The sequence below is a fragment of the Gilliamella sp. GillExp13 genome (genome assembly GCF_001690815.1).
Classification (GTDB): domain Bacteria; phylum Pseudomonadota; class Gammaproteobacteria; order Enterobacterales; family Orbaceae; genus Gilliamella; species Gilliamella bombi.
Genome location: NZ_LZHJ01000056.1, coordinates 1 through 12,290 on the forward strand (window position 1 = coordinate 1; position 12,290 = coordinate 12,290).

General features: G+C 35.3%; 11 protein-coding genes and 1 pseudogene. 1 reads left to right on the forward strand and 11 read right to left on the reverse strand.

Features of this window, described 5'->3' with window-relative positions; translation table 11 throughout:
• Positions 1-322 (forward strand): annotated as a pseudogene (locus tag A9G37_RS13480) (integrase core domain-containing protein); the annotation flags it as partial.
• Here the strand turns inward: A9G37_RS13480 and A9G37_RS03830 are convergent.
• The 11 genes from A9G37_RS03830 to miaB all read right to left on the reverse strand — a co-directional run bounded on the left by A9G37_RS03830 (position 305) and on the right by miaB (position 12,151).
• On the reverse strand, positions 305-889 hold the full coding sequence (locus A9G37_RS03830; protein ID WP_065574672.1) for a hypothetical protein: 585 nt from the start codon (positions 887-889) through the stop codon (positions 305-307). The pseudogene A9G37_RS13480 and the gene A9G37_RS03830 overlap by 18 nt on opposite strands.
• A 362-nt stretch (positions 890-1,251) precedes the next feature.
• Entirely contained in the window at positions 1,252-1,809 is a 558-nt protein-coding gene (frr, locus tag A9G37_RS03835; RefSeq protein WP_065574673.1) for a ribosome recycling factor, read from the reverse strand.
• A 29-nt stretch (positions 1,810-1,838) separates the two neighbouring features.
• A complete protein-coding gene (gene pyrH, locus A9G37_RS03840) occupies positions 1,839-2,573 on the reverse strand; it encodes a UMP kinase (protein WP_034911998.1) in 735 nt (244 codons plus the stop codon).
• A gap of 118 nt (positions 2,574-2,691) precedes the next feature.
• Complete coding sequence (gene tsf, locus A9G37_RS03845; RefSeq protein ID WP_065574674.1) at positions 2,692-3,549, reverse strand: translation elongation factor Ts; 858 nt, start codon at positions 3,547-3,549, stop codon at positions 2,692-2,694.
• Positions 3,550-3,633: 84 nt separating this feature from the next.
• Entirely contained in the window at positions 3,634-4,371 is a 738-nt protein-coding gene (rpsB, locus tag A9G37_RS03850; protein ID WP_034947534.1) for a 30S ribosomal protein S2, read from the reverse strand.
• Positions 4,372-4,843: 472 nt separating this feature from the next.
• On the reverse strand, positions 4,844-6,025 hold the full coding sequence (locus tag A9G37_RS03855; protein ID WP_065574675.1) for a serine hydrolase: 1,182 nt from the start codon (positions 6,023-6,025) through the stop codon (positions 4,844-4,846).
• Positions 6,026-6,039: 14 nt separating this feature from the next.
• Positions 6,040-7,146 carry a peptidoglycan glycosyltransferase MrdB gene (gene mrdB / locus A9G37_RS03860; protein ID WP_034911963.1) on the reverse strand — a complete coding sequence of 369 codons (1,107 nt, stop codon included), beginning with the start codon at positions 7,144-7,146 and terminating at the stop codon, positions 6,040-6,042.
• A 2-nt stretch (positions 7,147-7,148) separates the two neighbouring features.
• Positions 7,149-9,086, reverse strand: a complete 1,938-nt coding sequence (gene mrdA / locus A9G37_RS03865; RefSeq protein WP_065574676.1) for a penicillin-binding protein 2 — start codon at positions 9,084-9,086, stop codon at positions 7,149-7,151.
• 18 nt (positions 9,087-9,104) lie between these two features.
• Positions 9,105-10,139: a PhoH family protein gene (locus tag A9G37_RS03870; RefSeq protein ID WP_034911957.1), complete on the reverse strand. Its 1,035-nt coding sequence runs from the start codon at positions 10,137-10,139 to the stop codon at positions 9,105-9,107.
• A 25-nt stretch (positions 10,140-10,164) separates the two neighbouring features.
• Positions 10,165-10,644, reverse strand: a complete 480-nt coding sequence (locus A9G37_RS03875; RefSeq protein WP_034911954.1) for a hypothetical protein — start codon at positions 10,642-10,644, stop codon at positions 10,165-10,167.
• A gap of 79 nt (positions 10,645-10,723) precedes the next feature.
• A complete protein-coding gene (gene miaB, locus A9G37_RS03880) occupies positions 10,724-12,151 on the reverse strand; it encodes a tRNA (N6-isopentenyl adenosine(37)-C2)-methylthiotransferase MiaB (protein ID WP_034911952.1) in 1,428 nt (475 codons plus the stop codon).
• Positions 12,152-12,290 lie beyond the last annotated feature (139 nt).

The window sequence follows — 12,290 nt, forward strand, 5'->3', positions numbered from 1 at the left end:
TGGCCGAATATCATGGATATCCATTAAAAATACGGGTCGATAATGGGCCAGAATTTACAGGAAAAACCTTTATAAACTGGGCTAAATCACATGATATAGCCATTGATTATATAAAGCCGGTAGCCCTTATCAAAATGGTTATATTGAACGATTTAATCGTACCTATCGTACTGAAGTACTTGATTTATATCTTTTTAACAACTTAGCACAAGCAAGGAGAATAACCGAAGAATGGCTAACGATTTATAACACCGAAAGACCGCATGAGGCATTAAATAACATGACACCGATTGAGTATAAAACACTAAAACAAGCAGCTTAATTTTCTACGTGAGTTGTGTACTAAGTTTGGGGCATTTACACAATTATCATTAGCTACAACATTTGTCACTGTCGCAGTGATTCCCCCCAAAGTAACGGGTTTCCATGTCAATTCATTTATATCTACTCCACTTATGAGTAAATCAAAATATAAATTATGCGCACCCGTGGTCGGAAAATTGAGGTTGTATGATTTAGGATTGGTTGATTGAACTAAAAAGCCCTTATCAGGATTCCATATGTCAGCTGGACCTGCGTATTTATCATTACCCAAAAATAGATTTGGCCTTACATAATTGATAACTGGCGACAGTATTATTATTGCATCACTACGATTACCTGCTCGAGCCTTTTTACCATTCGCCTGTACATTCCATGACAATGACAATAATAACAGTGCTGATACTAGCAAAGCTGTTTTAGGTGATTTGAGCGATAATTTCGATAATTCGTTGAGAAATAATTTGGAAGATATAAATAAGTTTCGTGTAAAAACTCGTCGAATAAGATTATTTGATAAACTTAAGACACAGGTTTGCCAGTGCTGGTGGCTAAAATGATAATGCATTACGGTTCACCTGTCAATTAATTATTTGTTTTATTTAAATTTTTATAATTATTTACTTATTTAATAAGCTTGTTTCCCTATAACGATGAAAGTATAACCATTTTAAAAATTGTTGGCTAGTTTTTTAGCGGATTTATTGTAAATAATTGTGCGTAGTGAGGTAACGGCGGATGTTGGTGCTGTGGGATGTTTTTTTGGAGTTCGGTTTTGGATGACTGTTTTAGGGGGCTGTTTTGGATGAAAATTAGATTAAAAAATAAATAAAATCAATATATTTATTGACCGATTTTTAAAATCAAGGAAAAACACTCTGCTTTATAAAACAGAGCGTTTGGAAGAAAAGAGGAAAAAGAAGATAAAAATTAGAATTCCATTAGTTCCTTTTCTTTATCGGCAAGCACTGTATCTAATTTTTTAATTGCGGCGTCTGTCGTTTTTTGGATTAAATCTTGTGCTTTACGTTCATCATCTTCAGATATTTCTTTATCTTTTAGTAATGCTTTTATTTGGTCGTTGGCATCACGGCGAATATTACGGATCGATACTCGGCCTTGTTCTGCTTCGTTACGAACAATTTTGGTTAAGTCTCGACGGCGTTCTTCGGTTAATGGTGGAAGTGGTACGCGAATAACAGTACCTGCTGATGCTGGGTTAAGTCCTAAATCTGATGTTAAGATTGCTTTTTCAATTAGTGGTGTAAGTGATTTGTCAAATACAGTAATCGCTAGCGTTCTTGCATCTTCAGCAACAATGTTAGCTAGTTGGCGTAATGGTGTTGGACTACCATAATATTCAACCATAATACCATCTAATAAGCTTGGTGATGCGCGACCCGTTCTTACTTTAGAAATATGATTTTGAAACGCATCAATACTTTTTTCCATGCGCGTTTGCGCTTCTTTTTGAATCTCGTTTAACATAATAAAAGCCTTATTTTAAATAAAGATGATTAACTGGTTACAGTTGCTTTGTTATTAATTAATGTTCCTTCTTGTTCGCCTAATATAACACGACGCAGCGCTCCAGGTTTATTCATATTAAAGACACAAATTGGTAGATTATGATCCCTTGCTAATGTGAATGCCGCTAAATCCATTACTTTAAGCTCATCTGTAAGCACTTTTTCATAGCTTAGTGTTTTATAAAGTGTTGCTGTTGGATCTTTAACAGGATCGGCAGAGTAAACACCATCTACTTTGGTCGCTTTTAAGACAACATCTGCACCAATTTCAATACCCCGTAAGCATGCTGCTGAATCGGTTGTGAAAAAAGGATTACCAGTTCCTGCAGAAAGGATAACGACTTTACCATGGCGAAGCAAGCTAATTGCTTCGGTCCAACGATAGTCATCGCATACACCATTTAATGGAATGGCTGACATTAAGCGAGCGTTTACTTCTATTCGGTGCAATGCATCGCGCATCGCAAGTCCATTCATGACGGTTGCAAGCATGCCCATGTGATCACCAACTACTCGGTTCATTCCCGCTTTAGCAAGTCCTGCACCACGAAATAGATTACCCCCTCCAATAACAACAGCAACTTCAACATTCATTTCAATAAGCTCTTTTATTTCTTGAGCCATACGATCAAGAACGGTTGCATCAATACCAAAACCTTCGTCACCTTGTAGTGCTTCACCACTGAGTTTAAGAAGAATACGTTTATAAAAAGGGGTTACCATATGATGTCTCACTGTTTCGTTATTTAATAAAATAAGGAGCTAGAGCTCCTATCTAGCAGTAATTTTAAAATACTTTGTAGATAAACAAAACCGCCTTAACGGCGGTTTTATAAAACAATTAAGATTGTTTTGATATTGCTGCAACTTCTGCAGCGAAGTCAACTTCGACTTTTTCAATACCTTCACCCACTTCAAAACGAATGAATGAAGCAACTGCTGCGCTCTTTTCTTTTAATAAGTCGCCAACAGTTTTTGAAGGTTCCATTACAAATGGTTGACCAGTTAGTGATACTTCACCAGTGAATTTACGCATACGGCCTTCAACCATTTTTTCAGCGATTTCACGTGGTTTACCTGATTGCATTGCGATATCAATTTGAATGTTACGTTCATGTTCAACCACGTCAGCAGGTACGTCACTTGGATCAACGTATTCTGGTTTGCTTGCAGCAATGTGCATTGCAATATGTTTAACTAATTCATCATCAGCACCGTTTGCAGCAACTAATACACCAATACGAGCACCGTGTTGGTAACTACCTACTACGTCACCAGCAATTTCAGCAACACGACGAATACCGATGTTTTCACCAATTTTAGCAACTAAAGCTGTGCGCTCTTCTTCAAATTTAGCTTGTAGTGTAGCAATATCGCTAATGCGTTCTGTTAATGCTGCCTCTGCAACTTTATCACTAAATGCTAAGAATCCTGCATCTTTGGCAACAAAGTCTGTTTCGCAGTTTACTTCTAAGATTACACCAAATTTTTTATCCGCAGAGATTTTAGAAATAATAACACCTTCAGCCGCAACACGACCTGCTTTTTTAGCTGCTTTTGCTTGACCTGATTTACGCATGTTGTCAATTGCAAGTTCGATATCACCGTTTGCATCAACTAATGCTTTTTTACATTCCATCATACCTGCGCCAGTTCTTTCGCGCAGTTCTTTTACCATAGAAGCGGTAACTTCAGCCATTTTTTAATCCTCTATTTAACCATTGTGATGATTTTCATTAGAATGGGTCGATATTATTATCGACCCTGAAAATATTTGAGTTTATTACTCTGCTGCTGGAGCTTCTTCTACGAAGCTTTCTTCAGATACTGGAGATTGGTTTTGTTCACGACCAGAACGTACTGCTTCAGCAACTGCATTTGCATATAATTGAATTGCACGAATCGCATCATCATTACCTGGAACAACGTAATCAATACCATCAGGATCTGAGTTAGTATCAACAATAGCAATGACTGGAATACCTAAGTTGTTAGCTTCTTTGATAGCGATATGTTCGTGGTCTGCACCAATAACAAAGATCACATCAGGTAAACCACCCATATTTTTAATTCCACCCAAGCTATTTTCTAATTTAGCCATTTCACGAGCACGCATTAGTGCTTCTTTTTTGGTTAATTTATCGAATGTACCATCACTAGCTTGTGTTTCTAAATCTTTTAGACGTTTGATTGATTGACGTACTGTTTTCCAGTTAGTCAACATACCACCTAACCAACGGTGATTAACGTAGTATTGTCCACAGCTTTCAGCCGCTTGTTTAATGGCTTCGCTAGCTGCACGTTTTGTACCAACAAATAAAATTTTACCTTTACGAGCGGCAATCTTGTTTAATTCAGCTAATGCTTCGTTGAACAGTGGTACTGTTTTTTCAAGATTGATAATATGAACTTTATTGCGTGCACCAAAAATAAATGGTTTCATTTTTGGGTTCCAATAACGAGTTTGGTGTCCAAAGTGTACACCCGCTTGTAACATATCGCGCATTGATACTGTAGTCATTATTTCCTCATTTTGACGTTGGGGTTATGCCTCCACATATCCGCTTTTACCGACCTATACATAAAGCAAAAGGCACCCCGGAAAAGTGTAATGATATGTGTGTGTTATAACGTTAATTAATCATTAAATTTAATGCTTTTATCCATCATTACTTTTGCAAAAAATAATGTGAAATGTAGCGTGCATTTTATACCATAAATAGTATAAGATTGCTAGCTTTATTTGCATTTATAAGTTGTTAGCGGTGTTAATTATTGTAACGATGTATAGGTTAGTTTTATTAAGTGTTTATTGTTTATTGTTTATTTAATTAGCAGCTATTTGTTAAATATAGTGTTTCAATAAAAATTGAATAAAATCAATATACTACCTGACAGTTTTTTATAGCAATTTTTTATATTAGAAGATTATTTATTTTTAATTGGTAAGGTTGTTCTGTAAGCTAATACTTACAGAACAATTGTAATTGAAACTAGCTGAATAACTTATGGCATTGTAGGCAGATCCAATCCCATATACCACCAAAAAATCCTGTTTTTTCGACGTTTTGTAAAGCAACCAGAGGTTGTTCGCTAATCACTTTGCCATCTAATAGAAACTGCATTTTACCCACTGTAGTGCCTTTAGTGATCGGGGCATAAATATAATCATCAATTTTATATTTAACTTGCACATCTGCAGAGCGGCCTTTTGGTACAGTGATATAAGATCCATTAATCGCACCTAATTGAACTTTATTTTCATCACCATACCAAATCGTTTCGGTCGCTAATGGCGTACCTGCTTTTATAGGGTTTGCGGTTTCAAAAAAGCGGAATCCCCATACTAGTAGTTTTTTACTTTCTTCTTCACGCCCTTTAAAGGTTCGTCCACCTAGTACCGCTGAAATTAAACGGGTATTGCCATCAACCGCTGAAGCAACTAAGTTATAGCCAGCAGCATTGGTATGTCCTGTTTTAATTCCATCAACGTTTAATGTGGTATCCCAAAGTAGTCCATTTCGATTAAGTTGTGGTTTTGATAGGGTATAGGTAAATTCTTTTTGTTTATAAATTGAATATTCTTCTGGTAAATCACGAATCAATGCTTGCCCTAAAAAAGCCATGTCTTTAGCTGTTGTGTATTGCCCTGGCGCATCAAGCCCATGAACAGTTTCAAAATGGGTATGGTTTAGTCCAATTTTTTTTGCATAATCATTCATTAGGTTAACAAATGCACCTTGGCTTCCTGCAACATGTTCTGCCATTGCAATACAAGCATCGTTACCAGATTGGATGATAATACCTTTATTAAGATCAGATACTGATACTGTTTTACCCACTTCTAAAAACATCAATGATGACCCTTTTAAAATAGGGTTGCCCGTTGCCCATGCATCTTTACTTACTACAACCATATCATCATTTTTTATGCGTCCTGAGCGTAGTGCTTGACCAACCACATAACTGGTCATCATTTTGGTTAGGCTAGCTGGGTCACGCTGTTGTTCTGCATTATATTGTGCCAAAATTTCGCCTGATTTTGCATCGATTAAAATATAAGATTCAGCATCTAATTGTGGAATAGCTGGGATAGGAAAAGCCATTTCAGCCGATGCTGATGAACAAATTGCAAGCGCAAACAAAGCAAAAGATAATTTAAATTTCTTTTTCATTTATTTCAATTCCGTTAAATATTTTTAGACAACATATATCGATGTGTGTGAATAGACATCATAATGCCAAAACTTGCCATTAATACGACTAAAGATGAGCCACCATAACTTATTAGAGGTAATGGTACACCAACTACTGGTAAGATTCCACTGACCATACCAATATTAATAAATGCATAAATAAAAAATACTAAAATTAGTCCACCCGATAAAATTCGTCCAAATGTTGTTTGTGCTTGAGCTGCAATAATAAGTCCACGCACAATTAAGCATAAAAATAGAATTAACAAAATAATCGAACCAATAAAACCAAACTCTTCAGCTATAACTGAAAAGATAAAATCGGTGTGTCGCTCTGGTAAAAATTCAAGTTGCGATTGCGTACCTTCAAGCCAGCCTTTGCCCCATATACCACCTGATCCAATTGCTGTTTTAGATTGAATAATATGATAACCAGCTCCATTTGGATCAAGCTCAGGATTTATTAGCATCAATACGCGTTTTTGTTGATAATCATGCATTAAAAAGAACCACATAATTGGTAAAAATATAGCAATTAAAATTAATGCAATAAGAATATAGCGCCAATTAATGCCTGCTAAAAAAATAATAAAAATTCCTGACATAATAATCAATATTGCTGTGCCCAGATCTGGTTGCATAGCAACAAGTAATGTAGGCACTCCAATTATACCAAGTGTTTGTAATGTGGTTTTTAATGGCGGTGGGCATCCATCACGATGAATGAACTTTGCAACCATTAATGGTACGGCTATTTTGGCTATTTCAGAAGGTTGAAATCGCAAAATACCTAAATCTAACCAGCGTTGTGCGCCTTTACTGGTATATCCAAAAATATCTACTAATAATAGGATGATAATGCAAACAACATACAGATATGGTGACCATTTTTCATAGGTTCTGGGCGAAAATTGTGCCAGCGTAATCATTACAGTATAGCCAAGTAATATTTGTATTACTCGCTTTTGCATCATATCAATATTTTGCCCACTAGCACTCCAAAGTATATAAAGACTATAACCTAGCAATAAAGTAATAAATAAAAAAAATAAGGGATCAATATGTATTTTTTGCCAAAAAGATTTTTTACTATTATTCATTATTAATCTTCAGCTCCTGTATTTGGTGATGGATCATCTAGCTCTGTTGAGTTATTTCCAAGAAGATAAAAATCTAATATTTTACGAGCTACTGCACCGCCGTTTGAGCTTCCGCCACCGCCATTTTCTAAAACAATGGCCAAGGCAATTTTTGGATTATCGTAAGGAGCATAAGCAATAAATAACGCATGATCGCGTAAATGTTCAGGGATCTTATGAGCGTTATAAACTTCATCTTGTTTTAAGCCATAAACTTGTGCGGTACCTGATTTGCCAGCCGCTTGATATTTTGCATCTGCATAAATTTTACGTGCCGTTCCTCGTGATCCAAACATGACACGATGCATACCTTCTTTAGCTAAATCCCAATAAATTGATTTAACATTAACTAAACTATTATCTTCTATGTATTTTTCAGGATTAATTGTTGGTTGATGTTCATCTGAATTTAAAATATCGCTCTTTTTATATAATAAAAAATGCGGAGTATAAGTTTTACCATTATTAATTAACGTAGTTAATGCTTTTGCCATTTGGATAGGTGTTGCTGTCCAATAACCTTGACCGATACCAACTGGTATAGTATCGCCTTGCAACCAAGATTTTTTATGGCGTTTGATTTTCCATTCACGACTAGGCATAACTGCTCGTGTTTCTTCGTTTGGTGAAATATCTATACCTGTTCGTTCACCATAACCAAATTTAGTCATCCACAAATTTAGGCGGTCAATGCCCATATCATAAGCAACTTGATAAAAGTAGGTATCAACTGATTCTTCAATCGCCCTTAATACATCAACTCGACCGTGTCCCCATTTTAACCAATCACGATAACGCCGTTCAGTACCAGGTAATTGCCACCAACCAGGATCATTAACCACGCTTTTTGGTGTGATCACTCCTTCACTTAAGGCCGCTATGGAAATAAAAGGCTTAACTGTTGAAGCTGGTGGATAAGCGCCTAATAAAGCTCGATTAAAAAGTGGCTTACTAGGATCTTTGAGTAATTCGCTATATTTAGTGCTTGATATACCACCAACAAAAGAGTTGGAATCATAACTTGGGCTAGAAACCAAGGATAAAATTTCACCATTATTAGGGTCAATAGCTACCACTGCAGCTTTACGTCCAGCCAGTAATTGCTCTATATAAAGCTGTAATTTTAGGTTAATAGATAAATAGATATCTTCGCCTGCTTGTGGTGGATGTTGATTTAGCTGGCGTACAATTCTACCTCGGCTGTTAACTTCAACCTTTTCATAGCCAGGGGTTCCGTGTAATACGTCTTCGTAGTACTTTTCTATCCCCATTTTACCAATATTAAAAGTTGCCACATAATCACTCGCTTTATTTTCATCTTCTAATCGCTGTTTATCTTGGCTATTAATTTTAGAGATATAGCCAAGAATATGGGTCAGTGATGATCCATAAGGGTAATAACGATGCTGTATACCTACAATAGAAACAAACGGAAAACGATGTTGATCTACAACAAAACGAGCTATTTGTTTTTCGGTTAAATTTTCTTTTAGCGGTACTGGACGATGAGCTCTATAATTGCGTCGTTCTTTTTGAAATGTTTCAATATCTTCATCTGTCAAATCAACAATTTTTTTTAATTGCTCAAATTGTTCATTGAGGTTTTTAGTTTTATCGGGAATGATATTTAATTGATATGTAATATTATTAATCGCTAATGGCGTACCATTACGATCATAAATCATGCCACGATTAGGTGGAATAGGAATAATTTCAATACGATTATCATTAGATTTAGTAGTGTAATAGCTATAATTCAAAATCTGTAAACCAGCTAAGTTTGCAATCAATATGATAATTAAAATAATAATGACAATAAAAGAAAACAGTGCTCGGCGTAAAAACAAATTTGCTTCCGCGGAATGATCTCGAATCTTAGTTTTCTTTTTTTTACTTGAGATAGAGATAATAGTACTCCTCTAAATACTTCTTTCTGTATGCTGCAACTTATGTTGCATATGTTGCTGTTCTTCCCATTTTTCGTAAGCATTAACAATTCTAGCAACTACTGGGTGGCGCACGACATCTTCACTATTAAAAAAATTAAAACTAATTTCATCAACTTGGCTTAATACTTCTATTGCATGACGTAACCCAGATTTTTGATTACGCGGTAAATCGATTTGAGTAATATCACCTGTTATTACCGCTTTCGAATTAAAGCCAATTCGAGTTAAAAACATTTTCATTTGTTCAATCGTTGTATTTTGGCTTTCATCAAGAATAATAAATGCATCATTTAATGTTCGTCCACGCATATAAGCGAGTGGCGCCACTTCAATCACACTTTTTTCAATTAATTTTTCGACTTTTTCAAAACCTAACATTTCAAATAAAGCATCATAAAGTGGACGTAAGTAAGGATCCACTTTTTGGCTTAAATCGCCTGGTAAAAAGCCAAGTTTTTCACCAGCTTCGACTGCTGGTCGAGTTAGTACAATACGACGAATCTGTTGTTTTTCGAGCGCATCAACTGCAGCGGCTACCGCTAAATAAGTTTTACCTGTTCCAGCAGGCCCTATACCAAAAGAAATGTCGTAATCCAAAACATGAGCTATGTATTGTGCTTGGTTCGCTGTTCGGGGTTTGATTATACCTCGCTTAGTTTTTATCATCACTAGCTTTCCGGCTTGATGATCAACATAACTAGGTAAGTGTTCACTCACTTTTTCAAGCGCACCTGTCTCTTTGATAGCTAAATGAATTTGTTCTGGTTCAATATCAATTATTTTGTCTTTGATTTTGGTTTGTTTATAAAGAGATTGCAAAATATCAATAGTCGCTCGAACACAAATATCATCACCAGTTATTGAAAATAAATTACCTCGATGATTAATTTCAATACCAAGCCGACGTTCTAACTGTTTTATATTGTCATTATAAGGACCACAAAGACTATTAAGCCGCTGATTATCAGCGGGCTCAAGTATGGTTTCTTGTGTTGTAATATTCAAAAATAAAACCTCTATTCAATTAATTTTAATTGCTCAGACGCTGTTCACATAAAGAACATTTTTCAACGCCTTTTATAAAATCCATTTTACATTGATGACAAGAAACTATATTTCCGTTAACAACATTATTTACTGCACTTGTTGATTGATTTTCATCAAATCCTTGTGATTTCAATTTATTAACCAACATTGAAATAGGTGTTCCACTTTTTAACTCTTGTTCAACATATGAAGCTATTTGTTCTTCAAATGTTGGCGGTACATAGTCGAGCACATTTTCGTTATAATCGTTATTGCATTGATTACATTTTATATAACGACCTAAGGTAGAGTAACTAAAAATAGGAATAAAAAATAATGTAAAATATTTTGCTACTTTTATTTGTGTGTATTTCTGTTGTTTTTCGTCAGTAGTAATATTTTGTTGTGAGCAACAATTAGGACAATTAAATTGTCCACCACGTTCGTTGACTTCTCTTCCACGAGTACCAAAAATAATAAACATTTTTTCTTTCCTATTTTCTTATTTAATAACTTTTTAATTTCTATTTAAAATAAATAACTTAATATTTTACGTTTTGTTTTTATGGTTGATAAATACCAACACCTAAATCATTTTCCTTTCGGGTTCGAGATATAACTGACATTGGTGATTCGCTTACGCGTAGATCCATTTCATCTTCAGTTCTAACTACTTTGCCACGCAATGAATTTGGATAAACATCGGTAATTTCAACATCAACAAATTTACCAATCATTTCAGGGCGACCTTCAAAGTTAACAATTCTATTATTTTCAGTTCGGCCTGTTAATTCCATAAGATCTTTTTTGGATGGACCTTCAACCAAAATGCGTTGCACGGTATTTAACATACGACGGCTAAATTGCATAGCTTGTTGGTTAATTCGCTCTTGAAGAATGTATAGTCTTTGTTTTTTTTCTTCTTCCGAAACATTATCTTCCATTTCAGCAGCTGGCGTACCTGGACGTGCTGAATAGACAAAACTGTAACTTAAATCAAAATTAACATCAGCAATTAACTTCATGGTTTGTTCAAAGTCTTCTTGTGTTTCACCTGGAAAACCAACAATAAAATCGGAGCTAATTTGAATATCTGGTCGTACTTTGCGTAGTTTTCGAATAATTGATTTATATTCAAGTGCAGTATGCGTACGTTTCATTAAGTTTAATACACGATCTGATCCACTTTGTACTGGTAAATGTAAAAAATTTACTAGTTCTGGTGTGTCACGATAAACATCAATAATATCATCTGTAAATTCGATTGGATGGCTAGTTGTAAAACGAATACGATCTATACCATCAATGGCTGCAACTAAGTGTAGTAATTCAGCAAAGGAACAGATATCACCATCGAATGTCGGTCCACGATATGCATTTACATTTTGACCTAATAGATTGACTTCACGTACACCTTGCTCAGCAAGCTGAGCTATTTCATAAATAACATCATCACAAGGTCGACTAACTTCTTCACCTCGAGTGTAAGGAACTACGCAATAAGTACAATATTTATTACATCCTTCCATAATTGAAACAAATGCAGTTGGGCCTTCACTACGAGGTTCTGGTAGGCGATCAAATTTTTCTATTTCAGGAAAGCTTACATCAACCACATTATTACCTTTACCACTTCTAACTTGCTCAATCATTTCTGGTAATCGGTGAAAGGTCTGAGGTCCAAAAATAATATCCACAAATGGTGCTCGTTTGCGAATGTGGGCGCCTTCTTGTGAAGCAACACATCCCCCTACACCAATAATGATATTTGGGTTATTTTTTTTAAGATTCTTCCAACGTCCTAATTGATGAAAGACTTTTTCTTGGGCCTTTTCTCGAATAGAGCAAGTATTAAGTAATAAAATATCTGCTTCTTCGGCATTTTCAGTTAAAGTTAAACCGTGGGTAGATTCAAGGAGATCTGCCATTTTTGTTGAGTCATACTCATTCATTTGACAGCCCCAAGTTTTGATATGTAGTTTTTTGCTCATCAATAACTCAGCTATAATTTAATTGTTAAAATGAAAACGGGTTTAAATCCGCGATTTTAGCGTGCTATATTGTAATCTTTTGTTATTATAGGGTCTATAACAAAATAAAAATGACAACTCAAAACAAGGTTGTTTTTAT

Coding starts and splice junctions, on each gene's coding strand:
- A9G37_RS03830 (WP_065574672.1), bottom strand. CDS start 889: ATGCATTATCATTTTAGCCACCAGCACTGGCAAACCTGTGTCTTAAGT.
- frr (WP_065574673.1), bottom strand. CDS start 1,809: ATGTTAAACGAGATTCAAAAAGAAGCGCAAACGCGCATGGAAAAAAGT.
- pyrH (WP_034911998.1), bottom strand. CDS start 2,573: ATGGTAACCCCTTTTTATAAACGTATTCTTCTTAAACTCAGTGGTGAA.
- tsf (WP_065574674.1), bottom strand. CDS start 3,549: ATGGCTGAAGTTACCGCTTCTATGGTAAAAGAACTGCGCGAAAGAACT.
- rpsB (WP_034947534.1), bottom strand. CDS start 4,371: ATGACTACAGTATCAATGCGCGATATGTTACAAGCGGGTGTACACTTT.
- A9G37_RS03855 (WP_065574675.1), bottom strand. CDS start 6,025: ATGAAAAAGAAATTTAAATTATCTTTTGCTTTGTTTGCGCTTGCAATT.
- mrdB (WP_034911963.1), bottom strand. CDS start 7,146: ATGAATAATAGTAAAAAATCTTTTTGGCAAAAAATACATATTGATCCC.
- A9G37_RS03875 (WP_034911954.1), bottom strand. CDS start 10,644: ATGTTTATTATTTTTGGTACTCGTGGAAGAGAAGTCAACGAACGTGGT.
- miaB (WP_034911952.1), bottom strand. CDS start 12,151: ATGAGCAAAAAACTACATATCAAAACTTGGGGCTGTCAAATGAATGAG.